27 protein-coding genes are annotated in these 25,836 nt (G+C 70.1%); 8 read left to right on the plus strand and 19 right to left on the minus strand.

Annotation, left to right across the window (positions count from 1 at the left end; translation table 11 throughout):
- Positions 1-440: 440 nt before the first annotated feature.
- Positions 441-1,127, plus strand: a complete 687-nt coding sequence (locus tag BU204_RS05265) for a glycoside hydrolase family 11 protein (RefSeq protein ID WP_075124400.1) — start codon at positions 441-443, stop codon at positions 1,125-1,127.
- 130 nt (positions 1,128-1,257) lie between these two features.
- Here the strand turns inward: BU204_RS05265 and murA are convergent, their stop codons facing one another.
- Positions 1,258-2,532, minus strand: coding sequence for a UDP-N-acetylglucosamine 1-carboxyvinyltransferase (murA, locus tag BU204_RS05270; protein ID WP_075124401.1), 1,275 nt, complete (start codon positions 2,530-2,532; stop codon positions 1,258-1,260).
- 112 nt (positions 2,533-2,644) lie between these two features.
- Between murA and BU204_RS05275 the strand changes: the two genes are divergently transcribed.
- The 3 genes from BU204_RS05275 to BU204_RS05285 all read left to right on the plus strand — a co-directional run bounded on the left by BU204_RS05275 (position 2,645) and on the right by BU204_RS05285 (position 5,179).
- Positions 2,645-3,541 (plus strand): hypothetical protein, encoded by an 897-nt coding sequence (locus BU204_RS05275; RefSeq protein ID WP_075124402.1) that lies wholly within the window; start codon positions 2,645-2,647, stop codon positions 3,539-3,541.
- 189 nt (positions 3,542-3,730) lie between these two features.
- A complete protein-coding gene (locus BU204_RS05280) occupies positions 3,731-4,303 on the plus strand; it encodes a cob(I)yrinic acid a,c-diamide adenosyltransferase (protein ID WP_075124403.1) in 573 nt (190 codons plus the stop codon).
- 66 nt (positions 4,304-4,369) lie between these two features.
- Positions 4,370-5,179, plus strand: coding sequence for a DUF1206 domain-containing protein (locus BU204_RS05285; protein WP_075124404.1), 810 nt, complete (start codon positions 4,370-4,372; stop codon positions 5,177-5,179).
- Between the two features lie 28 nt (positions 5,180-5,207).
- Here BU204_RS05285 and BU204_RS05290 read toward each other — a convergent pair whose 3' ends face one another.
- Positions 5,208-5,654 (minus strand): DUF2550 domain-containing protein, encoded by a 447-nt coding sequence (locus BU204_RS05290; RefSeq protein ID WP_075124405.1) that lies wholly within the window; start codon positions 5,652-5,654, stop codon positions 5,208-5,210.
- Between the two features lie 22 nt (positions 5,655-5,676).
- A complete protein-coding gene (locus BU204_RS05295) occupies positions 5,677-6,036 on the minus strand; it encodes a F0F1 ATP synthase subunit epsilon (RefSeq protein ID WP_075124444.1) in 360 nt (119 codons plus the stop codon).
- A gap of 127 nt (positions 6,037-6,163) precedes the next feature.
- On the opposite strand from BU204_RS05295, the gene BU204_RS05300 reads away from it, so the two are divergent.
- Together BU204_RS05300 and BU204_RS05305 are read left to right on the plus strand one after the other, a co-directional pair.
- The gene (locus BU204_RS05300; protein WP_075124406.1) at positions 6,164-6,673 is read left to right on the plus strand and encodes a SigE family RNA polymerase sigma factor; all 510 of its coding nucleotides are present in this window, start codon (positions 6,164-6,166) and stop codon (positions 6,671-6,673) included.
- A gap of 1 nt (position 6,674) precedes the next feature.
- On the plus strand, positions 6,675-8,048 hold the full coding sequence (locus BU204_RS05305) for a hypothetical protein (RefSeq protein ID WP_075124407.1): 1,374 nt from the start codon (positions 6,675-6,677) through the stop codon (positions 8,046-8,048).
- A gap of 61 nt (positions 8,049-8,109) precedes the next feature.
- Here the strand turns inward: BU204_RS05305 and atpD are convergent, their stop codons facing one another.
- From atpD to BU204_RS05355, 10 genes are all read right to left on the minus strand, one after another.
- Positions 8,110-9,534: a F0F1 ATP synthase subunit beta gene (atpD, locus tag BU204_RS05310; protein WP_075124408.1), complete on the minus strand. Its 1,425-nt coding sequence runs from the start codon at positions 9,532-9,534 to the stop codon at positions 8,110-8,112.
- Positions 9,534-10,493 (minus strand): F0F1 ATP synthase subunit gamma, encoded by a 960-nt coding sequence (locus tag BU204_RS05315; RefSeq protein WP_075124409.1) that lies wholly within the window; start codon positions 10,491-10,493, stop codon positions 9,534-9,536. Before BU204_RS05315 ends, atpD begins: the two co-directional genes overlap by 1 nt.
- Positions 10,494-10,507: 14 nt before the next feature.
- Positions 10,508-12,148 carry a F0F1 ATP synthase subunit alpha gene (gene atpA, locus BU204_RS05320; protein ID WP_075124410.1) on the minus strand — a complete coding sequence of 547 codons (1,641 nt, stop codon included), beginning with the start codon at positions 12,146-12,148 and terminating at the stop codon, positions 10,508-10,510.
- A gap of 54 nt (positions 12,149-12,202) precedes the next feature.
- Entirely contained in the window at positions 12,203-13,138 is a 936-nt protein-coding gene (locus BU204_RS05325) for a F0F1 ATP synthase subunit delta (RefSeq protein WP_075124411.1), read from the minus strand.
- Positions 13,139-13,147: 9 nt separating this feature from the next.
- Positions 13,148-13,696 carry a F0F1 ATP synthase subunit B gene (locus tag BU204_RS05330; RefSeq protein WP_075124412.1) on the minus strand — a complete coding sequence of 183 codons (549 nt, stop codon included), beginning with the start codon at positions 13,694-13,696 and terminating at the stop codon, positions 13,148-13,150.
- A gap of 34 nt (positions 13,697-13,730) precedes the next feature.
- Positions 13,731-13,976, minus strand: coding sequence for an ATP synthase subunit c family protein (locus tag BU204_RS05335; RefSeq protein WP_075124413.1), 246 nt, complete (start codon positions 13,974-13,976; stop codon positions 13,731-13,733).
- A gap of 84 nt (positions 13,977-14,060) precedes the next feature.
- A complete protein-coding gene (gene atpB / locus BU204_RS05340; RefSeq protein ID WP_075124414.1) occupies positions 14,061-14,840 on the minus strand; it encodes a F0F1 ATP synthase subunit A in 780 nt (259 codons plus the stop codon).
- A gap of 239 nt (positions 14,841-15,079) precedes the next feature.
- Positions 15,080-15,562, minus strand: coding sequence for a hypothetical protein (locus BU204_RS05345; protein ID WP_233159322.1), 483 nt, complete (start codon positions 15,560-15,562; stop codon positions 15,080-15,082).
- Positions 15,559-16,698 (minus strand): glycosyltransferase family 4 protein, encoded by a 1,140-nt coding sequence (locus tag BU204_RS05350; RefSeq protein WP_075124415.1) that lies wholly within the window; start codon positions 16,696-16,698, stop codon positions 15,559-15,561. Before BU204_RS05350 ends, BU204_RS05345 begins: the two co-directional genes overlap by 4 nt.
- Positions 16,695-17,972, minus strand: coding sequence for a serine hydroxymethyltransferase (locus BU204_RS05355; RefSeq protein WP_075124416.1), 1,278 nt, complete (start codon positions 17,970-17,972; stop codon positions 16,695-16,697). The genes BU204_RS05350 and BU204_RS05355 overlap by 4 nt, the downstream gene beginning before the upstream one ends.
- Positions 17,973-18,043: 71 nt before the next feature.
- Here BU204_RS05355 and ppk2 point away from each other — a divergent pair, with 71 nt between their 5' ends.
- Positions 18,044-18,826 carry a polyphosphate kinase 2 gene (gene ppk2, locus BU204_RS05360; protein ID WP_075124417.1) on the plus strand — a complete coding sequence of 261 codons (783 nt, stop codon included), beginning with the start codon at positions 18,044-18,046 and terminating at the stop codon, positions 18,824-18,826.
- A 20-nt stretch (positions 18,827-18,846) separates the two neighbouring features.
- Here the strand turns inward: ppk2 and BU204_RS05365 are convergent, their stop codons facing one another.
- Together BU204_RS05365 and BU204_RS05370 are read right to left on the minus strand one after the other, a co-directional pair.
- On the minus strand, positions 18,847-19,494 hold the full coding sequence (locus BU204_RS05365; RefSeq protein ID WP_075124418.1) for an L-threonylcarbamoyladenylate synthase: 648 nt from the start codon (positions 19,492-19,494) through the stop codon (positions 18,847-18,849).
- Between the two features lie 10 nt (positions 19,495-19,504).
- Complete coding sequence (locus tag BU204_RS05370; protein ID WP_075124419.1) at positions 19,505-20,326, minus strand: tetratricopeptide repeat protein; 822 nt, start codon at positions 20,324-20,326, stop codon at positions 19,505-19,507.
- 56 nt (positions 20,327-20,382) lie between these two features.
- On the opposite strand from BU204_RS05370, the gene BU204_RS05375 reads away from it, so the two are divergent.
- Complete coding sequence (locus BU204_RS05375) at positions 20,383-21,024, plus strand: hypothetical protein (RefSeq protein WP_143229314.1); 642 nt, start codon at positions 20,383-20,385, stop codon at positions 21,022-21,024.
- Positions 21,025-21,037: 13 nt separating this feature from the next.
- On the opposite strand, the gene prmC is transcribed toward BU204_RS05375, so the two are convergent.
- From prmC to rho, 4 genes are all read right to left on the minus strand, one after another.
- Positions 21,038-21,907: a peptide chain release factor N(5)-glutamine methyltransferase gene (gene prmC, locus BU204_RS05380; protein ID WP_075124421.1), complete on the minus strand. Its 870-nt coding sequence runs from the start codon at positions 21,905-21,907 to the stop codon at positions 21,038-21,040.
- Positions 21,908-22,043: 136 nt separating this feature from the next.
- The gene (gene prfA, locus BU204_RS05385; RefSeq protein ID WP_075124422.1) at positions 22,044-23,117 is read right to left on the minus strand and encodes a peptide chain release factor 1; all 1,074 of its coding nucleotides are present in this window, start codon (positions 23,115-23,117) and stop codon (positions 22,044-22,046) included.
- 75 nt (positions 23,118-23,192) lie between these two features.
- Positions 23,193-23,411 carry a 50S ribosomal protein L31 gene (gene rpmE / locus BU204_RS05390; RefSeq protein ID WP_075124423.1) on the minus strand — a complete coding sequence of 73 codons (219 nt, stop codon included), beginning with the start codon at positions 23,409-23,411 and terminating at the stop codon, positions 23,193-23,195.
- Positions 23,412-23,564: 153 nt separating this feature from the next.
- Entirely contained in the window at positions 23,565-25,559 is a 1,995-nt protein-coding gene (gene rho / locus BU204_RS05395; RefSeq protein WP_075124424.1) for a transcription termination factor Rho, read from the minus strand.
- Positions 25,560-25,836: the final 277 nt, after the last annotated feature.

The raw sequence follows: 25,836 nt of genomic DNA on the forward strand, positions 1-25,836 counted from the left end.
CTCCACCACGCATGCGCGGCTGATGGGGCGAGCAATCATGATCGGTATTTCGTCGAAAGTTTCGGTGATTGCCACTCGGAATCGATCTTGAATTTTCGGAAGTTTCGGAGCGATTGGAAAGAGTGTCCGTCTGACAGGGCGGTTGATCTGCGGTAATGCGGAAATCAAGATCTGTTCGCGCACACCTATTCCCGCAATCATTACGGAAACCCTTGACAATTGGACAAAGTTGGACCAACACTGTCCGTGTCGACAGCTCAACCCGCTGTCGATCCGGGTCACCCGGGCGACCTGGTTCTCCGGTCGTCAACGCATGACGGCCGGCACACCCCCGCGTTGCACAGGCGCCGACGTGCGTCGGCGTCACCCTGGCCCCTGCCGGCCGCCGGGTCGTATCGCGCTGCTGCCTGGCCTCCCGCCAGCCTCAACGAGGAGGAAGCATGAACATGGACGACGCCCCCGCTCCCTCGATCAGCCGCAGACTCTTCATGGGCGGTGCCGGCGCCTTGGCGCTGACCACCACCTCGTCGGTGTTGCTACCGGGCACCGCCCAAGCCCAGACGATCAACACGAACCAGACGGGTAACCACAACGGCTACTACTACTCGTTCTGGACCGACGCCCAGGGAACCGTCTCGATGACGCTGGGCTCCGGCGGCAACTACAGCACGTCGTGGCGCAACACCGGAAACTTCGTGTGCGGTAAGGGTTGGAGCAACGGCAGCCGTCGGAACGTCAACTACTCCGGCAGCTTCAACCCGTCCGGCAACGGCTACCTCTGCCTGTACGGGTGGACGTCGAGCCCACTGGTCGAGTACTACATCGTGGACAACCACGGCTCGTACCGGCCGACCGGCGAGCACCGGGGCACGATCAACGTCGACGGTGGCACCTACGACATCTACCGCACCATGCGGTACAACGCGCCATCCGTCGAAGGCACCCAGACCTTCCCCCAGTTCTGGAGCGTCCGGCAGAACCGGAGAACGGGCGGCACGATCAACACCGGCGCCCACTTCGACGCATGGGGCCGGGCGGGGATGGGCCTGGGCAACTTCCGCTACTACATGATCATGGCCACGGAGGGATACCAGAGCAGCGGAAACTCCAACATCAACGTGAGCTGACGGCTCCCGCCAACCGAGACCAGCGGTAGGGAGGCCCAAGTGGACGGTTCACAGCGCCTCAGCTGATGCCTAACACCTGGGAACTCGCACAGAGGCGCGGCGGCCATCGGCCGCCGCGCCATGCCGCGTCTCAGGAGCGTTCGGGGGCGTCCATCACCCGTCGGACGTCGGCACCCAGAGCCACCATGTTCTCCACGAGCCCCGGGTAGCCGCGGTCGATATGGAACACGTCCCAGACCTCGGTGACGCCCTCGGCACACAGGCCGGCGAGCACCAAACCAACACCTGCTCGGATGTCGGAGGCCCACACCGGGGCACTCGACAGCCGCTCGACACCGCGGACCACCGCGTGGTGACCGTCGGTACGGGCGTCGGCGCCCAGGCGGACCATCTCCTCGATGAAGCGGAACCGCGCCTCGAACAGGTTCTCGGTGATCATCGACGTTCCGTCGGCGATGGCGCTCAGGGCGATCGCGAACGGCTGCAGGTCCGTCGCGAAGCCGGGGTAGGGCAGCGTCACGAAGTCCACAGAGGTGGGACGGTCGTGCTGGACGACCCGGAAGGCCTGATCGTCCACAATCGTCACCTCGGCGCCGGCCGTCCGCAGCTTCTCCAGGACCAGGTCGAGGTGGTGCGGGTCGACGCCCCGCACCGTGACATCACCGCGGGTCATGGCCGCCGCGAACGCCCAGGTCGCACCGACGATCCGGTCGCCGATGACCCGGTGCTCGGTGGGCTGCAGCGCGTCCACGCCGTGCACGGTCAGGGTCGACGTTCCCGCGCCTTCGATCTTGCCGCCCATCTGCTGCAGCATCGTGCACAGGTCGACGATCTCGGGCTCGCGGGCCGCATTGTCGATCACCGTTGTGCCGTTGGCGAGCACCGCCGCCATGAGGATGTTCTCGGTGGCCCCCACGCTGGGGAAGTCAAGCCAGATCTGGGCACCGTGGAGTCCCTCGGCCTCGGCCACCACGCACCCGTGCTCGATCTCGCTGCTGGCCCCGAGCTGGCGCAGGCCGTTCTGGTGCATGTCCAGCGGCCGCGACCCGATCGCGTCACCGCCGGGTAGGGCGACCACAGCGCGCTTGCAGCGGCCCACCAGCGGCCCCAGCACACACACCGACGCCCGCAGCTTCCCCATCGACGCCGAGTCGGCGCGGTGGTTCAGGTCGGCGGGCGTCGTGATCGTGACTGTGTCGTCGTCGATGTGCACCTCGCAGCCGAGGCTGCGCAGGACCTCGGCCATCAGCGGCACGTCCAGGATCTGCGGGCAGTTGGTGAGCGTGGTGGTGCCCTCGGCCAGCAGCGCGGCGGCCATCAACTTCAGGACGCTGTTCTTGGCGCCGACGACCTCGACCTCTCCGGCCAGCCGGGCGCCACCGTGAACCTGGAAGTGCTCTGTCACGAGCGCCCATCATGCCCCAGTCCGATAAATACTCCGCGAACGCCCCGTGGTTCCGCACTGGTCAGCACAGACCGTCAGCTAACCTGCCGCCAGCCACGAGAGGGGGAGTTCCATGAAGGCGCTGTCGAGACTGGCCAGTCCGGCGGGATTCGCTCTGGTACTACTGCTGTTCCTGCTCCTGCCGTTCCTGTCGGTGTCCTGCGACGTACCGGGCATGGGGAAGATCGGCGCCGACTACACGGGCGCCCACCTGGCCCTCGGCGACGAGCCCGAGGCCCAGGTCCCGCCGGAACTCGCCGACCTGGGCGAGGAGTTGCAGAGCGGGGACGGCGCGGAGAGCGGCGACGGCGAGAGCCAACCGCCGCCGGACCCCGGCGTGCAGGTGCTCGCGATCGTCACGGCCGTGCTCATGGCCGCGGGCATCGCGACGGTGCTGATCTCGCGCACCCGGACGCGGCTGCTCGGCGCGGCGGGGGTCGCCGCGCTGGCTGGGGCGCTGGTGGTCGTCACCCAGGTGGTCGGTCAGTCCAACCTCACCGAACAGCTCCGGGAGAACGCGCGGGAACTGGGTGACGTCGAGGGTGAGGGCGGCCTGGGAAGCTCACCCGACGACCTGATCGGGGAGATGATCCACACCGAGGTCGGGTTCTGGCTCAGCCTGGTCGGACTCGTCCTGATCGCACTGGTCAGCCTCGCCTTCGTGGTCAAGGACAAGATCTTCACGCGGCCCGCCGGTGCTGGCGCTCCCCCACCGCACGGCGGTGGACAGAGCTGGATGGGCGGAACGCCACCGGCCGGGGGTCGACCGGCAGGACCACCGCCGCCCGCCGGGCCCGCGGCACCCACGGAACCGGACGGCGGCGCGGTGTCGGTGCCGCCTACCGGTCCGGCCGCAGGCACTACCGCTGTCGACATCTCACCGGCACACGGGACAGCGGGTGAGCGCCCACCCGCGGCCGGGTCCGGCGAGAACACGCAGACCGAAGGCCCCAAGGCCGGCGACAAGTAGGCGTTCGCCCCGCGGCGGGGTCGGGCGAGAACCCGGAACCGAAGGCACCATGCGACGGGCGACCCCAGCCCGGGCCAGGTACCTGACGGTCTACATCGGACTCGCGGACTCCTGCGGCGGCTCGGTCCAGTGCACGGGACCAGCGCGGAACAGCGGCCACCGGCCGCAGGGCTGAGTATCGTGCGGGGTATGGCCGTTCACATCACTCGGGTGTATACGAAAGTCGGTGACAGCGGTACTACGGCGTTGGGGGACGGGCAGCGGATCCCGAAGACCGACCCACGCATCGCCGCCTACGCGGACGTCGACGAGGCCAATGCCGCGATCGGGGTCGCGGTCGCCATGGGAGGGCTGGCGCAGGAGGTGGTCGACGTCCTCCGGGCAGTGCAGAACGACCTGTTCGACGTGGGCGCCGACCTCTGTGCACCAGTCGTCCCCGAGCCGAAGTATCCGCCGCTGAGGATTACCGAGGAGTATGTGGTTCGGCTGGAGGGGTGGTGTGACGAGTTCAACGGGCGCCTCGCTCCGTTGAACTCCTTCATCCTGCCCGGCGGCACGCCCGGCGCCGCACTGCTGCACGTCGCCCGGACCGTCACCCGCCGCGCGGAGCGCAGCGCGTGGCGTCTCGCCGAGGTCGACGGGGACCGGACGAACCCGCTCGCCGCCCGGTATCTGAACCGGCTCTCGGACCTGCTGTTCGTCCTCGCGCGGGTCGCGAACCCGGACGGTGACGTACTGTGGTCACCGGGCGCCAACCGGTAGCAGCGCTCAAGCGGGATTACTGCAAACGGACCGTTCCACACCCCCATCTCCGGGTATGCCTTCGGCATGTCCACCGCCACACAAGCCAAGAACAGCACCACCCTGCAGGTCCTGGGCCGCGCCGGCATGGTCTGCTACGGCGTCGTCCACGTCCTGGTGGGCTACCTCGCGCTGCGGGTCGCGTTCGGTGACTCGAGCGAGCAGGCCGACCAGCGCGGCGCCCTCGAGGAGATCGGCTCCGGCGGGCTGGGGAAGGCCGTGCTCTGGGTCCTGGGCATCGGGCTGTTCGCCTACGCGCTGTGGCAGCTCCTGCTCGCGGCCAAGGGCTACGAGTGGGTGCCCAAGAAGAACAAGCGCATCCGCAAGCGGATCGGCGCGGTCGTCCGGGCGATCATCGGCATCTCGCTCGGCGTCACCGCGGTCCGGCTCGCCAGCGGCAGCGGGTCCGCCGGGTCGGGCAACCAGCAGCAGAAGAGCTGGACCGCCGAGGTCCTGTCGCTGCCGGCGGGACGGCTGCTGGTCGGTGCGGCGGCGCTGGTGGTCATCGGCGTGGCGGCGGCGCTGGTGTCGAAGGGCGTGCGGAAGTCCTTCCTCAAGGACCTCAACACCGGTGACCTGCCGGCGGGCAGCCAGCGCTGGGTCACCCGACTCGGCGTCGCCGGCTACATCGCCAAGGGCGTCGTGCTCGGCATCATCGGCATCCTGCTCGGGATCGCGGCCCTGCACCGCAACGCGGGCGAGGCCGGCGGGCTGGACGCGGCCCTCAAGACGCTCGCCGAGCAGCCGTTCGGCACGGTGGCGCTGGTGGTCGTGGCGCTCGGCCTGGCCGCGTACGGGGTCTACTGCTTCGCGGCCGCCCGCGCGCACAAGAGCTAGACCGCGACCGAGGCCTTGAGGACGTGCCCTAGGACGCCCAGGGCAGGCGCCCGCGCCCGGGCGGTGCGGACTCGAGCCAGGACAGGAAGCCGGTCAGGGCGTCGGGGCTCATGGCGATCTCGACGTCGTGCTCGGCGCCCAGGTTTCGACCGCGGAAGCGGAGCACGCGGGAGGCCGGCGGCATGCTGTACAGCTCCGGCCCGGACGGGTCGCGGCGGTCGGCGATCTCCAGGCCGCTGCGGTGGATCACCCGGTCGGGGCCGGGCCGCAGGCTGAGCACCCGGAACCAGACGAACTCGTCACCTCGGTAGCGACCGACACCCAGGTGCCACCCCTTGCCGGAGTCGTCCAGGCGGGTTCGCAGGGCAGCGTGTACGCCACCGGAACGCAACGCGCGCAGTCTCCGCCCGGCGAACCAGGCGAGCGCGACGGTGACCAGGACCAGGACCGCTCCGACGATGACAGTGATGTCCACGACGGCCCGCCCCAGCCTGCCGTCAGTCCGGCTGTCCCGCGGCGCGGAGTCGGGCGAGCGCCCTGGTGCGCGTGTTCTCGTCGTCGCCGCGCTCGAGCTCGGCCCTGGCCTCCGCGACGTCGATCTCGTCGGCGAGGTCGGCGGACTCGGCGAGGATGCTCACCGTGTCGCCGGTGACCGAGAGGAAGCCGCCATGGACCGCGGCGGTCACCGTTCCCCCGTCGGTGGTGCGCACGGTCACGACACCGCCTTCGACCAGCTGACCGAGAACCGGTTCGTGGCCGGGCATGATGCCGATCTCACCCTCGGTCGTCTGCGCGACGACGAACGTGGCGGTACCCGACCACAGGCGTCGTTCCACGGCGACCAGTTGGACGGACATCTCGGCCACGCGGTACCTCCCTCTGACAGCTTGTCCCAAGTCTAGTTGGTCGGCTGACAACCTCTTCGGGCAGGCCGGTGTCGGTAGAGGTGAATCAGATCACCTACCCACACCGGGGGGGACTTGTATGAGCGAAGCGGAGTTCACGGACTTCGTCACCCACCGCTCCCCTGCCCTGCTGCGCACCGCCTACCTCCTCTGCGCCGGCGACCACGCCGCCGCGGAGGACCTGCTGCAGGAGGTGCTCGAACGCGTCTATCCCCGCTGGCGGCGGATCCGGCGCCAACCCGAGCCGTACGTGCGAGCGGCACTGACCAACGCGGCAACCAACCGCTGGCGCAGGCGCGGCCGGCGTCCGGCGGAGTCACCACTGGAGTGGGAGGGGGCGCCGCCGCAGGTGGCCGGCCCGGAACAACGGGTCCTGGACCGGGACCAGGTCGTCCAGGCCCTGGGCACGCTGCCGCCCAGGATGCGCGCGGTGCTGGTGCTGCGCTACTTCGACGACCTGTCCGAGGCGGACACGGCGGCCGCGCTGCGCTGCGGCGTCGGCACGGTCAAGAGCCAGGCGTCCCGCGGACTGGCCCGGCTGCGCGAGCTGATGACCACGAACGACACCACGGCCTCCAGGAGCACCTGACATGGACACCCGCGATCTCACCAACGCCCTGCGCGAGGCCACGGAGGACCTCGCACCCCGGCCCGACTTCGCCGAAGCCGTGGTCAGCGGCGGACGCCGCCGGCGTACCCGCACCCGGCTCGGGGCGGCGGCCCTCGCCACTACGGCGGCGGCGGTCGTCGCCGCGGTCGTGGTGGTCGGTTCCACGGAGACCGCCGCACCGCCTCCCGGCCAGGGCGACGCCACCCCGACGCCGGTCCACGAGCCGAAGGTCGACACCCGGATGACCCTGTCGGGCGGCAACCTCCTCGACGACAAGCAGGCCACCGCCCGGGTCATCGCGGCCTGGACGCCCGGCCTGGACAACGACCCGGCCGGCGACATGTTGGCCGACCGCCTCGGCGAGCCGCACGTCTACTGGCACGGCACCACGCCGGCCGGTCCCGCGGCGGTCGTCATGCAGACCGTGCGGCTGGCCGCGGACGACCGGCTACCCCCGGCACAGCGGGGTCAGGAGGTGCTGGCCATCGGGCTGGTCACGACGCCGCCCGGCACGGACGAACCCCGCCTGATCGGCCTCCAGGTCGAGTTCGACGGCCTGGGCGGCCACTTCCTGATGCCCGACGACCGGACGGTGGTCGCGCTCAGCCCTGTCGGCCCCGATTTCGACTCCGGTGCCGAGGCACTGTGGGTGTCCGACGCGATCTCCTACGACGAGGACGGCCGCTCCCAGCGGGAGTGGGAGTCGATCTACAGTTCCGAGCTGGTGACCCTCACCCAGCTGCCGGAGGGCACCAACCCGCTCAACGTCCGCCTCGTGATCAGTGGCGGTAACGCCCCGCCGGCCCGGGGCGGAAAGATGGGGGCGCACCTGGACCTGCTGATCACCAGCGGCTACCCCGCGCAACTGACGCCGGTGGACCGTGGGCTCGGCTGGAAGACCAGGCTGGAGACCGGGCAACCGCGCGGGCTCGAGCGCCCCGAGGAGGTCTTCACCACTGCCGTACGGGACAGCGGCCTGCTCGACGCCAGCTCCTACACCGACGACTCGCCGGACTGGACGGTCGTGGCCGGGATGGCCGACGGGCGCACGGTGGTCCTCGGCGAGTGGCAGGAGCTGGACAACCCGGCCCAGCTCTACGCGGTTCTCCTCGACCGGGAGGGGAGGGTGCGGTCGGTCGAACACGTCGCCGCGGCCGACCGGAACAACCCGCTGCCCGTGGTGTACCGGCTGCCCGACGAGCAGGGAACCGTCGTGGCGGCCTTCGGCGAGCAGCTGAGCTGGCGCGGCTCCCCGTCGAGTCCCTGGTCCGAGCCCGTGGACGACGTCGCCCTCCTCCCGCCCGACGCGACCGAGGTCCAGGTCGGCTCCCAGGTCGTCGAGCTGGGAAGCTGACAGACGCGAACGGCGCCCACCGCGAATCGCGGTGGGCGCCGTTCGGCGTCGTTCCAGGAGACTACTTCTTGGTGATGTCCTTGTACTTCTTCTCCAGGTCCTCCAGGCCACCGATGCCCAGGAACGCCTGCTCCGGGTAGTGGTCGAAGTCGCCCTTGGTGATCTTGTCGAAGGCTTCGACGGTCTCCTCGCGCGGCACCGTCGAACCCGGCTGGCCGGTGAACTGCTCGGCGACCAGCATGTTCTGCGACAGGTAGCGCTCGATCCGCCGCGCCCGCTGCACCGTCACCTTGTCCTCTTCGGACAGCTCGTCCATACCGAGGATGGCGATGATGTCCTGCAGCTCCTTGTACTTCTGCAGGATCCGGATGACCTCGGAGGCGACCCGGTAGTGGTCGTCACCGACGATCGCCGGGTCGAGGATGGTCGAGGTCGACGCGAGCGGGTCCACCGCCGGGAAGATGCCCTTCTGGAACACCCCTCGGGAGAGCTCGGTGGTGGCGTCCAGGTGGGCGAACGTCGTCGCCGGGGCCGGGTCGGTGTAGTCGTCCGCGGGCACGTAGATCGCCTGCATCGAGGTGATCGACCGGCCCTTGGTCGAGGTGATCCGCTCCTGCAGCTCGCCCATCTCGTCGGCAAGCGTCGGCTGGTAGCCCACGGCCGAGGGCATGCGACCGAGCAGGGTCGACACCTCGGAGCCGGCCTGGGTGAACCGGAAGATGTTGTCGATGAACAGCAGCACGTCCTGGTTCTGCACATCGCGGAAGTACTCCGCCATGGTCAGCGCGGACAGGGCGACCCGCATACGGGTACCCGGCGGCTCGTCCATCTGACCGAACACGAGCGCGGTGTCGTTGATGACGCCGTCCTCGCTCATCTCCAGGAACAGGTCGGTGCCCTCACGGGTGCGCTCGCCGACGCCGGCGAACACCGAGGTACCACCGAAGTTCCGGGCGACGCGGGTGATCATCTCCTTGATGAGCACCGTCTTGCCGACGCCAGCGCCGCCGAACAGGCCGATCTTGCCGCCCAGCACGTACGGGGTCAGCAGGTCGATGACCTTGAGACCGGTCTCCAGCATCTCGGTCTTGCCCTCGAGCTGGTCGAACGCCGGAGGCTTCCGGTGGATCTCCCAGCGCTGCAGGTCCTCGCCGTAGCCGGGCTTGTCGAGGCACTCGCCGAGGGCGTTGTAGACGTGGCCCTTGACCTCCTCGCCGACCGGCACGGAGATCGCGGCGCCGGTGTCGCGCACCGCGGAACCGCGCACCAGACCGTCCTGCGGCTGCAGGGAGATCGTCCGCACGAGGTTGTCGCCGAGGTGCTGGGCGACCTCGAGGGTCACCGTCTTGCGCAGCTCCTCGAACTCGATGTCCACCTTGAGGGCGTTGAACAGCTCGGGCACCGCGCCGCGGGGGAACTCGACGTCGACCACGGGCCCGGTCACCCGCACGATGCGGCCCGTGGCCGCGTTCTCGGTTGTCGTCATCAGTCTTCACTTCCTACCGCGGCGAGCGCGTTCGCGCCGCCGACGATCTCGCTGATCTCCTGGGTGATCTGGGCCTGGCGCGCCTGGTTCGCCAGGCGGGTGAGGGTCTCCAACAGGTCGCTCGCGTTGTCCGAGGCGGACTTCATCGCGTTGCGCTGCGCGGCCAGCTGCGAGGCCGCCGACTCCAGCAGCGCGGCGTAGATCCTGGTGTTGATGTACTTGGGCAGCAGCGCCGAGAGCAGCGCGTCCGCACTGGGCTCGAACGAGTACGCCGGCGGGATCACGTCGCTGCGCTCGGCCCGCTCCTGGTTCGGGTCGGCCTCGGTGTACTCCACCTCGAGCGGCGCGATGCGCTTGGCCACCGGCACCTGCGAGAGCATCGAACGAAACTCGGTGTAGACGATGTGCAGCTCGTCCACGCCGAGAATGCCGTCCTCGCCCGGCTGGTCACCGGAGTCGTCCGCGCCGGCCAGGAACGCGTCGACCAGCGTGCGGCCGGCCGTCGCCGCGTTCTCGTAGCGCGGGACCTGGGAGAACCCGGTCCAGCTGTCGGCGATCTCCCGCCCGCGGAACCGGTAGTACCCCACGCCCTTGCTGCCGATCACGTACAGCACCGGCGTCCTGCCCTGCTCACGCAGCAGCGACAGCAGCTCCTCCGTCGCCCGCAGCACGTTGCTGTTGTAGGCGCCGGACAGGCCCTTGTCGCTGGTGATGACCAGCACGCCGACCCGCTTCGGGTTCTCCCGCTGGGTCAGCAGCGGGTCATCGAGGGAGGACGCGGCGCCGGCCAGCGCGGAGAGCACCTTGGTGATCTCCGTCGCGTACGGCCGGGACGCGTCGACCCTCGCCTGCGCCTTGCTGATCCGCGAGGTGGCGATGAACTCCATCGCCTTGGTGATCTTGCCGATCGACTTGGTCGCCCGGATCTTCTGCCGCAGCTCGCGAAGTTGTGCTGCCATCTACGTCGTCCGCCTCAGCTCGTCGGGGCGGGCCGGTTGACCTTGACGGTCTCGTGCCCGACCTCGTCGGCGTCCATGGCCTCGGCCTCGACCTCCACCAGGGGCTTGCCCTCGGAGGTGGTGAAGTCCTTCTTGAACTCCTCGGCCGCGGCGACGACCCGCTCGGCGAGCTCGTCGCTCCACTGCCCGCTGTCCCGGATCTCGGCCAGGATGCCCTCGTGCCGGTGGCGCAGGTTCTCCAGCAGCTCGCGGTTGAACCGGGCCACGTCCTCGATCGGCACCTGGTCGTAGGCGCCGTTGGTGCCGAGGTACACGGTCACCACCTGCTGCTCGACCGGCACCGGCGAGTACTGCGGCTGCTTGAGCAGCTCGTAGAGCCGGGCACCGCGGTCCAGCTGGGCACGCGAGGTCGGGTCGAGGTCGGAGGCGAACGCCGCGAACGACTTCAGCTCCTCGTACTGCGACAGGTCGATCCGCAGCGAGCCCGAGACCTTGCGCATGGCCTTGACCTGCGCGGAGCCGCCCACCCGGGACACCGAGGTGGTCACGTCGACCGCTGGGCGCTGCCCCGAGTTGAACAGGTCGGACTGGAAGAAGCACTGACCGTCGGTGATCGAGATGACGTTCGTCGGGATGTAGGCCGAGATGTCGTTGGCCTTGGTCTCGATGACCGGCAGACCCGTCAGCGAACCGCCGCCGAGGCCGTCGGAGAGCTTCGCGCAGCGCTCGAGCAGACGCGAGTGCAAGTAGAACACGTCGCCGGGGAACGCCTCACGGCCCGGCGGGCGCCGCAGCAGCAGCGACAGGGCGCGGTAGGCCTCGGCCTGCTTGGTCAGGTCGTCGAACACGATCAGGACGTGCTTGCCCTGGTACATCCAGTGCTGGCCCAGGGCCGACCCGGTGTAGGGGGCGAGCCACTTGAAGCCGGCCGAGTCCGAGGCGGGCGCGGCCACGATCGTGGTGTACTCCAGCGCGCCGTTGTCCTCGAGCGCCTTGCGCACACCGGCGATCGTCGAGCCCTTCTGGCCGATCGCGACGTAGATGCAGCGCACCTGCTGCTTGGGGTCGCCGGTCTCCCAGTTAGCCCGCTGGTTGAGGATCGTGTCGACGCAGACCGCGGTCTTGCCGGTCTTGCGGTCGCCGATGATCAGCTGGCGCTGGCCGCGGCCGATCGGGGTCATCGAGTCGATCGCGGTGATGCCGGTCTGCAGCGGCTCGCTCACCGGCTGGCGCTCCACCACGGTGGCGGCCTGCAGCTCGAGCGCGCGGCTCTCCTCCGCGGCGATCTCGCCGAGGCCGTCCAGGGGCTGGCCCAGCGGGTTCACCACGCGGCCGAGGAAGGCGTCACCGACCGGGACCGAGAGGATCCGGCCGGTCCGCTTGACCTCCTGGCCCTCCTCGATCTGCTCGTAGTTGCCGAGGATGACCGCACCGATCTGGCGCGGCTCGAGGTTCTGCGCGACGCCGAGGATGCCGCCGGGGAACTCCAGCAGCTCGTTGGCCATGGCCGAGGGCAGGCCCTCGACGTGGGCGACACCGTCACCGGTGTCGATGACCAGGCCGACCTCCTCCCGACTGACGTCGGGCGAGTAGCTGGACACGTAGTTGTCGATCGCACTGCGAATCTCGTCCGACGAGATCGTCAGCTCCGCCATGGCGTTCCCGCTCCTACCGTCTTGTCCTTCAGGTTCATGGGTTCGGTCTGCCGCTCAACCCGCCAGGCGGCGACGCAGCTGGTCGAGGCGGCCGGTGGCACTGCCGTCGATGACCTCGTCACCGACCCTGATGACCAGGCCGCCGAGAATGTCGGGATCGACCTCGACGTGCAGCGCGATGGGCCGCGCGTAGATCCGGTTCAGGGTCGCTGCGAGCCGTTCCTGCTGCTGCTCGGTGAGCGGACCGGCCGAGACGACATAGGCGACCGAACGTTCCCGCCGCTTGGCCGCTTCCTCCGCGAGTTCGCCGAGACCGGCAACGAGCGCTCGGCCCTGCGGAGCGACGACAAGCTGCTCAACCAGTCGAACGGTCACGGCCTCGGCTTTGTTCCCGATCAGCGTGCGGACCAGCTCGGCCTTGGCCGACGCGGGCGTCGTCCGGTCGGTCAGCGCCTGCTCGAGGGCAGTGTCGCCGGCGACGATCCGACCGAACCGGAACAGCTCGTCCTCGACCGCGTCCAGCCGCCCGGCGCGCTCGGCCCGGACCAGCAGGGCGGTACGGCCGAGCCGCTCGATCCCGTCGAGTAGCTCGCGCGGGGTGGACCAGCGCTCGCGGACCACGGCGACCAGCACCTCGAGGGCCTGCTGGCTGACCTTGCCGGAGAGCAGGCCGGACAGCAGCCGCTCCCGACGCTCGGGCTCGGCCGAGGAGTCGCCGAGCGCGCGGCGCAGGCCCACCTCGCCGTCGAACAGCCGGACCACCGCGAACAGCTCGTCGCCGAGCTGGTCGGCTGGGCCGGCCATCTCCGTCGATACGGCTGCCGGAGGCGCGGCCTTGGGCGTGCGGGCCCTGGTGGTCCGCGCCCGCGTGGGTGCCGGCGCCTCGCTGGAAGCAGGTGTCGCCGGGGTCGCGGGCGCGTCGCCGAGCGCCTCGAGCAGCTTGAGCTCGGCGGCGGCAAGGGCGTCGCGGCTGGCGGCATGGAATGTCATGTGCGGGTCCTAGTTCTTGGCGGGCGCCGAGACCGAGTCGAGCTCGTCGAGGAACCGGTCGACCGTGCCGGTACGCCGGGCCTCGTCCTGAAGGGACTCACCGACGATCCGGCTGGCCAGCTCGACCGCGGTCCGACCGAGGTCGGCCCGCAACTCGGCGACGATCTGGGCACGCTGGGCCTCGAGCTGGGCCTGGCCCTGGGCCACGATGCGCGCGGCCTCCTCCTGGGCCTGGGCGCGGAGCTCCTCCTTGATCTGCTCCGCCTCCAGCCGGGCGTCGTCCCGGATGCGTGCCGACTCGGCCCGGGCCTCGGCGAGCTGCGCGGTGTACTTCTGCAGCGCCTTCTCCGCTTCGGCCTGTGCCTCCTCGGCCCGCTTGATGCCGCCCTCGATCTTCTCCGCCCGCTCCTTGTACGCCGCCTCGAAACGCGGGGTGACGTACTTCCACAGCACGAACAGCAGGAGCAGGAACGCGATGAGACCGAGAATGATCTCGGACAGGTGCGGCAGGACCGGGCTCGGCTCCTCGGCCGCCAGCACGATCGCGGTGTTCAACATGGTGTCTCCTCAGCTGGTCGCCACGAACGAGGGATCAGGCGGAGGCGATGAAGAAGAGCACGAGGCCGATCAGGGCGAGCACCTCGACCAGCACGAAGGTGGTCCAGGCGATGTTCATGAGCTTGCCCTGGGCCTCCGGCTGACGAGCGGTGCCGTTGATCACGGCGGCCCAGATCAGACCCACGCCGACACCCGGGCCGATCGCGCCGAGGCCGTAACCGATCAGCGCCAGGCCGGGGTTGGTGTCGACCGCCTGCTGGGCAAGAAGAAGGTTGCTCACTTGAGATTTTCCCTTTCAACTCGGTCCGCGCGAGTTGCGCGGATCGGGTGCGTGTCTGAACTGGTGTCCCGGCTCGTTGCCGGTTCAGTGCTCCGTGGCCAACGCGCTGCCGATGTAGTTGGCGGCCAACAGCGCGAAGATGTACGCCTGCAGAACCTGGATCAGGGCCTCGAGGAAGGTCATCGCGATGGCGAAGGCGAAGGAGATGACCGAGACGCCCTTGAGAATGCCGCCCGCCTCGAGCAGCAGGTACTCGCCGGCCAGCGTGAACACGAGCAGGATCAGGTGCCCCGCGAACATCGCGGCGAAGACTCGGATCGCCAGCGTGATCGGGTTCATGATGAACTTCGAGAAGAACTCGATCGGCGTCAGCAGGAGGTAGATGGGCTTGGGCGCACCGGGGGGGACCAGCTGGTGCTTCAGGTAGCCGAGGAACCCGTGTCGGCGGAAACCCACGCCGTGGTAGATCGGGTACACGATGAGGATCGACAGCGCGAGCGGGAACCCGATGTGCGACATCGTCGGGAACTGGATGAGCGGGATGATCCCGAAGATGTTGTTCACCAGAATGAAGGTGAACAACGCGAGAATAAGAGGCACGAAGGGCATGAAGTCCTTCGAACCGATCTGTTCCCTGGCGATGTTGTTGCGGCCGAAGTCGTAAACGGACTCGGCGGCGAACTGGAACCTGCTCGGCACGATCTTCAGTCGGCTCGAGGCCATGAGGAAGAACACCGCGATGATGATGACCGACAGAACGATCAGCACCATGGGCTTCGTAACCCCGGCGAAAATCGGCGGGAGGTTGAAATCACCCGCACCAGGCGGATTGAACTCACCCTGTGCTAGCCACAGCGCCCGCAACTGGGCTCCTTCCGGTTCTCCCGGCCGGCAGACAACCGCCGGGGGAATCGTCACGATCAGGACTTAACGTACCTCAGCGACCTCGGGCACCTGGCAGCGGCACCCCTGCTCCCGAGGGGTGCCCCAAGGCCCTGCGCGCACCATATCAGCCGCTCCCGGGCTAGGAGGACGCGCGTACTACTTACCAGTCACATGGGGGCTGCCAGCGCGGACCGCCGACCGGTGATCGACGAGAAGATCTACTGGTCACCGCTGTCGACGATCAAGGTCGGGATCTTGGTCCGGCGGAACGCCACGGCGTCCATGGCGGCCCAGACGACCACCACGCCGAGCATCGTGTACGCGAGCGACTCGGTGTGCAGCACGCTCACGTCGGTCAGCAGCATCATCACGATCAGCAGGACCAGCATCTTGCCGACGAACCCGCCCAGCGCCGCGGCCATGACCAGCATCGGGTTCATCGCGGCCGTCTTCCGCATCAGCCACAGCGTCGCGAACGACGAGGCGAACGCCACGATGCCGCCGACCAGCGCACCCAACGTCCCCTCGACCCCCGCGACCAGGGTGCCGACGGTGATTCCGGCCACCACGACAGCCAGCGCCGGCCACAGCGCGTAGCGCAGCATGGCGTCGGCGAGCTTCAACACCGACTCGGCGTGGCTGCGCGGCATGTCCGCGAGCAGGCCGAGCCCGGCTTCGTCCTCGTTCTTCTCGTTCGTCATCTCGCCCTCAGTCTAGGGACGGCCGAGATGACCAGCGCGATCAGGATGCCGATCCCCATTCCCCAGGCCACCGCGAGCGCGTCGAACAGGGTCAGCGCGACCGCGCCGAAGGCCAGCACCGCCGCCCACAGGTAGATGAGCAGGACCGCGCGCCGCTGCGAGTGACCGAGCTCCAGCAGCCGGTGGTGCAGGTGCATCTTGTCCGCGTGGAACGGGCTCAGGCCCTTGCGCGTGCGCCGGATGATCGCCATCAGCAGGTCGAGGACCGGCACGAACAGCACGGCGGCCACCACCAGCAGCGGCGAGAGCAGCGCGATCATCTGCTTGCTCTCCGGGTCGGGGACCCGCCCGGAGGCTGATGTCGCGGCCGAGGCCAGCATCAGGCCGATCAGCATCGAGCCGGAGTCGCCCATGAAGATCTTCGCCGGCTGGAAGTTGTGCGGCAGGAACCCCAGGCATGCCCCGGCCAGCGTGGCCGCGATCAGCGCGGGTGCGTAGTTGCTCACGTCGCCGCCGGTCTCACCCAGCAGGTTCAGCGAGAACGCGCAGGTGGCGCTGGCGGAGATGAACCCGATCCCGGCCGCCAGCCCGTCCAGGCCGTCGACGAAGTTCATCGCGTTGACCATCGTGACCACGAGCAGCACGGTGACCAGCGCGCCCTGGTTCTGGTCGAGCACCAGCTGCACGCCGTCCTCGGCACCCCACGGCAGCCCGATCACGATCCACTGCAGACCGAACAGCACCAGGATGCCGGCACAGGTGGTCTGTCCGGCCAACTTGGTCAGCGAGTCCAGCTCGTACCGGTCGTCGAGCATTCCGATCAGGACGATCACGCCGCCGCCGACCAGCACGGCCATCGGGTCCAGTGTGTACTCGAACCCGCGGCGCAGGACCGGCAGCTGGTGGGCGAGCAGCATTCCCCCGCACACGCCGAGGTACATCGCGAGGCCACCCAGGCGCGGGATCGGCACCGTGTGCACGTCGCGCTGGCGCGGGTGGGCGACCGCACCCCAGCGGATCGCGATGCGGCGGACCAGCCCGGTGAACAGGAACGTCAGCACCGCCGTGGTCAGGGCGACCAACAGGTACTCCCGGATCGGGAGGCCGGCCGGCTGGAACCCCTGGGCGAGGCTCATCGCACGTACGCGGGACGGGCGGCGACGAGCTGGCCCACGGCCGTCGCGACCTCCCCCAGCTCGGCGTCCCCGGCCTCGGTACCCGCCGGGGCCCGCACGGCGCGGCCGATCAGCCGGGCGATCTCGGCCATGTCCGGTTCGGTCATGCCCTGGGTGGTCACGCAGGGTGAGCCGACACGGATACCCGACGGGGTGGCCGGCGGGGCGGGGTCGAACGGGATCGCGTTCTTGTTCAGCGTGATCCCGGCCAGGTCGCAGCGCCGTTCGGCCTCGGCACCGGTGACCTCCAGCGAGCGGAGGTCCATCAGGGCCAGGTGGGTGTCGGTGCCGCCGGAGACCGTGCGCATGCCCTCGGCCTCGAGCCCCTTGGCGAGCGCGGCGGCGTTGGCCACGACCTGGGTCGCGTAGCCCTGGTACTCGCTGGAGGCGGCCTCACGCAGCGCGACGGCCTTCGCCGCGACCGCGTGCATGAGCGGACCGCCCTGGGTGAACGGGAAGACGGCCTTGTCCACGGCCTTGGCGTGCTCGGCTCGGCACAGGACCATGCCGCCGCGCGGGCCGCGCAGCACCTTGTGCGTGGAGAACGTGACGACGTCGGCGAAGGGCACGGGTGAGGGGATGACCTTGCCGGCGACCAGCCCGATGAAGTGCGCCGCGTCGACCATGAGGATCGCCCCGACCTCGTCGGCGATCGACCGGAACGCGGCGAAGTCGATCAGCCGGGGGTAGGCGGTCGCGCCGGCGATGATCATGCGCGGCTCGTGGGTGATCGCGAGGTCGCGGACCTGGTCGTAGTCGATCAGCTCGGTGTCGGCGCGGACCCCGTAGGCGACCGGCTGGAACCAGCGGCCGGAGAAGTTGACCTTCGAGCCGTGGGTGAGGTGCCCGCCCTGCTTGAGGTCCATCGCCAGCACGGTGTCGCCCGGCTCGCAGAACGCGGCGTAGGCGGCCAGGTTGGCGCTCGCCCCGGAGTGCGGCTGGAGGTTGGCGTGCTCGGCGCCGAAGAGCTCCTTCGCCCGGGCGATGCCGATCTCCTCGGCCGTGTCCACCTGGGCGCAGCCGCCGTAGTAGCGGCGGTTGGGGTAGCCCTCGGCGTACTTGTTGGACAGCGTCGAGCCGAGCGCGGCCAGGACCGCGGGGCTGGTCAGGTTCTCGCTGGCGATCAGCTGCAGACCGCCTCTGAGCCGCTCGAGCTCTCCGAGCACGACGTTGGCGATCTCGGGATCCGTGCTGGCCAGGGCGTCGAAGTCCGGGCCCCAGAACGGCGTGTCCAAGCGAGTTGCTTCTTCCCACGAGGCTGCAGTGGCGTCAGGCTACCGCGCCCGCGTGGGGTTACGGTTTCCTGGTGACCAAGCTGAAGAAGGCCGAGTACGAGGACGAGCTGGCCCGGCTAAACCTGGAGCTGGTCAAGCTGCAGGACTGGGTGAAGGCCCAGGGCTTACGGGTCGTGGTGCTCTTCGAGGGGCGCGACGCCGCCGGCAAGGGCGGGATCATCAAGCGGATCGCCGAACCGCTGAACCCCCGGATCTGCCGCATCGCCGCGCTGGGCACCCCGACCGAGCGGGAACGGACCCAGTGGTACTTCCAGCGGTACGTGGCCCACCTGCCCGCGGCGGGCGAGATCGTGCTGTTCGACCGCTCCTGGTACAACCGCGCCGGGGTCGAGCGCGTGATGGGGTTCTGCACCGAGGAGGAGTACCAGGACTTCCTGGTGGCCGCGCCCGAGTTCGAACGCCTGCTGATCCGCTCGGGGATCACCCTGGTGAAGTACTGGTTCTCGGTGTCCGACGACGAGCAGGAGAAGCGGTTCCAGGAACGCATGCACGACCGGACCAAGCGGTGGAAGATCTCGCCGATGGACCTGGAGGCGCGGCGGCGCTGGTTCGACTACTCCAAGGCCAAGGACGTCATGTTCGCCCACACCGACGTCGACGACTCCCCGTGGTGGGTGGTCGACGCGGACAACAAGCGGAAGGCGCGGCTGAACTGCATCTCACACCTGCTGTCGCTGGTGCCCTACGAGGACGTGGACCCGCCGGTGCTCGAGCTGCCGCCACGGGGACCGGCCGACCCGGACTACCAGCGCCCGCCGGTCGACTCCCAACGCTGGATCCCGCAGCGTTACTAGGGCACATCCGCAGGGCGCGTCTAGCGCGTTCGGACCTCGGTGCCGAGGACCTCGGTGACCTCGGTGAGGCTGACCGCGCCCTCGCGGAGCACGACCGGCGTGTCGCCGGTGAGGTCGACGATCGTGGACGGGACCGGGTCGCCGCTGGGACCGCCGTCGAGGTAGACCGCGACCGACTCGCCCAGCTGGTCACGGGCCTCGGCGGCCGTGGCCGCCGGGGGCTGACCGGAGCGGTTGGCGCTGGAGACGGCCATCGGGCCCACCTCGCGCAGCAGCTCGATCGCCACCGGGTGCAGGGGCATGCGCAGCATCACCGTGCCGCTGGTGCGCCCGAGGTCCCAGGCCAACGACGGGGCATGCGGGAGCACGATCGACAGGTCGCCCGGCCAGAAGGCCTCGATCAGCATCCGGGCGGGCCGGGGAACCGACAGCACCAGCCCGTCGACCGTCGTCCAGGAGCCGACCAGCACGCCGACCGGCATGTCCGGACCGCGGTTCTTCGCCTCCAGCAGCGACCGCACCGCGGAGGAGGAGAACGCGTCCGCGCCGATGCCGTACACCGTGTCGGTCGGGACCACCACGAGGCGACCGGCCCGCACCGCGCTGGCCGCGGCGGCCAGGCCGTCCAGCCGGTCCTGCTCGACCGCGCAGTCGTACACCACACTCACGGCGCAGACCCTATACGCCCGGCCTGACGATCGATCCGGCCATCTCCGCGGCCCGTCGCCGCCAGGTCTGGCGGCGGAAGCGGTACACGATGGCGAACACCAGGAAGGCGCCCACCAGCACCCCGAGGACCACCAGCACCGCGCTCCCGATCAGCCCTCCGGCCACGACCGTGATCAGGCCCAGCGCGACCGTCAGCACGGCCAGGCTGACCGCGATGCCCTCCGGCACCCAGGTCCAGCGCCGGCCCAGCGCGACCTCCTCGAGCAGCTGCTCCGCACCCCGGGTCAGCTCCTCGTCGCCGACGTCGAGCGCGAGGATGCGGGTCGCGGCCTGCTCGCAGATCAGCAGCTGCCGCTCGCTCGTGATCACCAGCGTGTCGTCGGCGGTGCGGGAGCGGCACTGTTCCGCCACCGAGCACCAGGCGCTTGCCAGGTAGTAACGCAGCGTCCGGTCCCCCGGGCGGTCCGCGACCAGGTTCTCCAGGTCGGCAATCGCGCTCGCCGCGCGCCCCTCCCCCACCATCACCTGGGCGGTGCCCAGGCGCGCCAGCAGCGACGCCGGGCCGCCCGCGGCCAGGGCACGGCGGTAGCGCTCGTCCGCCTCCCGCCACCTCCCCCGCGCGAGGAGGACATCACCCAGCCCGACCTGGTCCAAAGGGTTGTCGCGCAGGCTCGCGGCCCGGGCGAAGTGATCATCGGCGGTGTCCAAGCGGCCCTCGAGCAGGGCACACCGCCCCAGCGCGGCATGCCGGCGAGCTTCCGGGTCACCCCCCGGGAAGTCCTCGGCCACCAACCGCCACTTGACGATCACGTCGAGCCACGATCGAAGCATTGGATCACCCCCGCCGGCACGTTACTCTCGGTAGACCCGTGTCGGGGGGTGTCGAGGTGAAGAACGTGCCGAGCCTGAGCTCGCGCTGGCTGGCAGTGACCTGTGCCGGGCTCTACCTGGTGGTGAGCGCGGTCGTGGGTGTCGCGCTGCTCGCGGCTCCCCGCCCGGACGCCGACCAGCTCGACCGGGATGCGCCCGCCGACGTCGCCGAACGCACTGAGGACGGCACCGGGGTCACCACGACCCTCACCACCCACCCACCGCCCGCCGGCTTCCAGCACGTCCAGGGCCCGGAGCGGATGCGCACGGTCATCCCGGTCGGCTGGCGGGTCGCCAGGGGCGGCGCTCCCGGCGCGCTGCGCGCGGCGGACCCCTCCGACAGCGCCCGCTTCGTCGGCTTCGGCGCAGCCCCCGCCCCGAGCACGGACATCGGCCAGACCCACGCCGAGACCGAGAGCAGGTTCGCCGAGCGCACCACCGCCTACCGGCGCATCGAGCTGAACCGGGCGACCTACGCGGGCAACCCCGCCGTCGAGTGGGAGTACCGCCACGACGACGGCACCGGCACCCAACACGTTCGAGGGCTGTTCTGGCGGGTCGACGGCATGGAGTACTTCGTGTTCGCCTCGGCTCCGGAGAGCGCGTGGCCCCGGATGCGCCCGGTCTACGACGAGATGGTCGCCCACTCGACCCCCTGACCCGCGGAGACGGTCAGCCGCGCCGGGCGGTGGCGAAGCGGGGACGCCCGGCCAGGTCCGGGTGGTCGGTCACCTCGGTCAGCACGCGGCGGGCCGACAGCAGCGCCGGGACCGACTCGCCCTGGGTGTCGTCGTGCTCCACCGCCAGCGCTCCCCCGGGACGCAGCAGCCGGGCCGCGCATCCGACGACCTGCCGGATCACCTCGAGGCCGTCGGGCCCGCCGAACACCGCCCGGGCGGGATCGTGCTTGGCGACCTCCGGCGGCACGACCGTGCCGGCCGGGACGTACGGCGGGTTGCAGACCAGCAGGTCGACCCGGCCCTCCAGCTCGGCGAGCAGATTGGGGTCGGCCACGTCCCCGGCGTGCAGCACGATCGGGGTGTCGCCGGCCGCCGCGCGACGGTCGGCGTTGCGGCGGGCCCAGGCCAGCGCGGAGGCGTCCAGCTCCACAGCGTGCACCGTGGCGTCCGGGCGGGCCGAGGCGAGGGCCAGGGCCAGCGCGCCCGAGCCGGTGCACAGGTCGACGACCAGCGGCGCGACGACCCCGCGCAGGGCCGCGAGCCCCCACTCCACCAGCAGCTCGGTCTCCGGCCTCGGCACGAACACCCCCGGCCCGACCTCGACGGTGATGGGACCGAACGGCGCCCCGCCGGTGAGGTGCTGGAGCGGGACGCGCTGCGCGCGCCGGGTCACCAGCCGCCCGATCGCGTCGACCACCTGCCGGTCCACCAGCGGCACGAGCACCAGCCGGCCACGCTCGACGCCGAGCACGTGCGCGGCGATCAGCTCGGCGTCGACCCGGGGCGAGGCCACCCCCGCCTCCCCCAGGACGCGCTCAGCCTCCGCAATAGCCACCCGAAGCGGCAACCTGCCCGCCTCCACTAGCCCGCCTCCCCGGAATTTTTACTGCTGGTCGCCTTGCCGTGAACGTGCGGCTGGGGCGCGTACTTGTGGCTGGGTTGCGTCACGTTCCCCTGAGGTGCGGTTTTGGAGGTGGACAGGGGGGTGACCAGGTGGGTCAGGTGGGTTGGTGGGCGGATAGGCGTTCTTCGCGGTCGGCGGTGGCGAGGGCGTCGAGGACGCCGTCCAGGTCGCCGTCCATCACCTGGTCGAGGTTGTAGGCCTTGTAGTTCACCCGGTGGTCGGAGATCCGGTTCTCGGGGAAGTTGTAGGTGCGCACCCGCTCGGAGCGGTCGACCGTCCGGACCTGGCTGCGCCGGTTGTCGGAGGCCTGCTTGGCTGCCTCCTCCTCGGCCGCGGCGACCAGCCGGGCCCGCAGGACCTGCATCGCGCGGGTCTTGTTCTGCAGCTGGGAGCGCTCGTTCTGGCAGGACACGACGATGCCGGTGGGCAGGTGGGTGATCCGCACCGCGGAGTCGGTGGTGTTCACGCTCTGCCCGCCCTTGCCGGAGGAACGGAACACGTCGATCCGGAGGTCCTTCTCGTCGATCTCCACCTCGACGTCCTCGACGTCCGGGTACACCAGGACGCCGGCGGCGGAGGTGTGGATGCGCCCCTGCGACTCGGTCACCGGGACACGCTGGACCCGGTGCACCCCACCCTCGAACTTCAGCCGCGACCAGACGCCGTCCACGGTGGCCGTCCTGCTCTTGATGGCCACGGTGACGTCCTTGTACCCGCCGAGCTCGGTGTCGGTGCCGTCGAGCACCTCGGCCTGCCAACCGTGCCGCTCGGCGTAGCGCAGGTACATGCGCAGCAGGTCCCCGGCGAACAGGGCGGACTCGTCGCCGCCCTCGCCGGACTTGATCTCCAGCAGCAGGTCGGAGCCGTCGTGCGGGTCGCGGGGCAGCAGCAGCTCGGTGAGCTTGGCCTCGAGCACCGGGACTCGCTCGGCGAGGGCGCGCGCCTCGGCGGCGAACGCGTCGTCGTCGGCGCCCAGCTCGGTCGCGGCCCCCAGGTCCTCCCGGGCGGCCTCCAGCTCGCGCAGCGTCTTGATCGTGGGCGTGAGCTCGGCGTACCGCCGCCCGAGCTTGCGGGCCCGGGTCTGGTCGCCGTGCACCGCGGGGTCGGCGAGCGCCTTCTCGAGCTCGTCGTACTCGGCCAGCAGCTCCCTGAGCGATGTCGAGTCCACGGGCGACCTCCCTTCGTCGAGTCTGGGCACGAAAACGGCGCCCACCCGCGATGCGGGTGGGCGCCGGGATCGAAGCTAGTTGTTCTTCTGCCGCTTGCCGTAGCGGGCCTCGAAGCGGGCGACGCGGCCGCCGGTGTCGAGGATCTTCTGCTTGCCCGTGTAGAACGGGTGGCAGTTCGAGCAGACCTCGACGTGGATGCTGCCCGACTTCTTCGTGCTGCGGGTGGTGAACGTGTTCCCACAACCGCAGACGACCTCGGTCGCGACGTACTCGGGGTGAATACCGGTCTTCACAGATCTTGCCCTTTCTCGGTGGCCGCCGGGTCCCCGACAGGTGCGGGGTGAACCGGAGCCGGACTCGACCAATCAGTCTGCCAGATGTCCCGGCGCCCGGTTCAACACGCCCCGGTGGTGTCGTATTCCGGCCACCGGGGCGCCCGGCGGTGCTCAGTCGTCGTTGACCGACGGCGTGTTCTTGGCCACCTGCATCAGGAACTCGATGTTGGTGCGGGTCTTGCGGAGCTGGGTCAGCAGCAGGTCGATGGCCTGCTGGTTGTCCAGCGCGTGGAGCACCCGGCGCAGCTTCACCGTGACCGCGAGCTCGTCCGGCGGGAGCAGCAGCTCCTCCTTGCGGGTGCCGGAGGCGTCCACGTTGACCGCGGGGAACGTCCGCTTGTCGGCGATCTTGCGGTCGAGCACGAGCTCGGCGTTGCCGGTGCCCTTGAACTCCTCGAAGATCACCGTGTCACCCGCGGAGCCGGTCTCCACCAGCGCCGTGGCGAAGATGGTCAGCGAACCGCCGTCCTCGATGTTGCGGGCCGCGCCGAGGAACCGCTTCGGCGGGAACAGCGCGGTCGAGTCGACACCACCGGACAGGATCCGGCCCGACGCCGGCGCCGCGAGGTTGTAGGCGCGACCCAGGCGGGTGATCGAGTCGAGCAGCACGACCACGTCGTGGCCCATCTCGACCAGGCGCTTGGCCCGTTCGATGGACAGCTCGGCCACGGTGGTGTGGTCGCCCGGCGGGCGGTCGAAGGTGGAGGCGATGACCTCGCCCTTCACCGACCGCTGCATGTCGGTGACCTCTTCTGGCCGCTCGTCGACGAGCACGACCATCAGGTAGCACTCGGGGTTGTTCGTGGTGATCGCGTTCGCGATGGCCTGCAGGACCGAGGTCTTACCGGCCTTGGGCGGCGAGACGATCAGTGCGCGCTGCCCCTTGCCGACCGGCATCACCAGGTCGATGACACGCGTGGTGAGCACGTGCGACTCGGTCTCGAGCCGCAGTCGCTCGTTCGGGTAGAGCGGGGTCAGCTTGGTGAACTCGGGGCGGTTCTTCGCCTGGTCCGGGTCCAGCCCGTTGATGGTCTCGACGCGCACGAGCGGGTTGAACTTCTGCCGCTGCTGCTCACCGTCGCGGGGCTGGCGCACCATGCCGGTGATCGCGTCGCCGCGGCGCAGGCCGTACTTGCGCACCAGCGAGAGCGAGACGTAGACGTCGTTGGGACCGGAGAGGTAACCCGAGGTGCGCACGAACGCGTAGTTCTCGAGCACGTCGAGCACGCCGGCCACCGGCAGCAGGACGTCGTCCTCACGCACCTCGGTGTCCGGGCTGTCGCTGCGGCCGCTCGTGCTGCCGCCGCGCCGGCGGCGGTCCCGGAAGCGCCGGCCGCGCCGGCGGCCGCCGTCCTCGTCGTCCTCGTCGTCCGGTCCGTTGTCCCGGTTCCGGTCCTGGGAACGCTGCTCCTGGGCGCGCCCCCGGTCCTGGTTACGGTCCTGGTTACGGTCCTGGTTACGGTCGCGGTTGCGGTCCCGACCGTCGTTCTGGCGCTCGCCGCGGCCCTGTTGCCGGTCGCCGCGGTCCTGGCCGCCCCGGTCCGAACCGCCCTTGTCCCCGGAACGATCCTCGCGGCGGTCCTGACGCTCCTCACCGGAGCGCTGCTCACCGTCGGGCGTGCCCGCGGCGCGGGTGGACCCGCGCCGGCGCCGGCTCTCGCGACGCTCACCCTCCTCGCCGTCCGCCTCCCTGGCCGGAGCCTCCTTGGCGGGGGCCTCCTTGGCCGGGGCGGGCGGCGCCTCGGTCACGGTCGCGGTGGCGGTCGCGGCGGGAACGCTGGGCTCCGGCCGGGTGGCCTTCGCGCCGCTGTCGGAGTCCATACCCAGCGGAAGCGTTCCGGACGCCGCCGGAGCCGCGCCGCTCTGGCGCTCCTTGATCGCGGCGATGAGGTCGCCCTTGCGCATGCCGGTCGTGCCGGTGATACCGAGCTGGCCGGCAAGCTCGCGGAGGTCGGCGAGCACCATGCCCGACAGACCCGCGCGCCGTCTGGTCGTACCCCCGTTTGCGCTGGTGCGCGGCGTTTCAGCCGCGTCGGCGACAGGCGCGGGCGCGGACTCGACGGCGCCGTTGGCTGCTTCGCTGCCCAGCAGATCAGTGTTGCTCACTCATGTCCTTCCTGACCAGGTCCCCGCCTCCACAGGAGGACCCGTGTACCAGCGGACCGCCGCCCGACGAACTTCGAGACGGCGTATGCCCCTGTTGATCGACTGTCGTCACCGCCATGGCCACCTGGCTTCTCGCCATTGCGGACGATGATCGTCAACGCGGAGCTATCTCTCGGTCACCACGGCTTTCGGTATCCGCCATCGTCGGCTCCGACCTCTGGGAGGTCGGGCCGGCATCGCGGCGGATGATGCGACCCGGAACGATTTCCCCGGGAAC

Source organism: Actinophytocola xanthii (assembly GCF_001921205.1).
Lineage (GTDB): Bacteria > Actinomycetota > Actinomycetes > Mycobacteriales > Pseudonocardiaceae > Actinophytocola > Actinophytocola xanthii.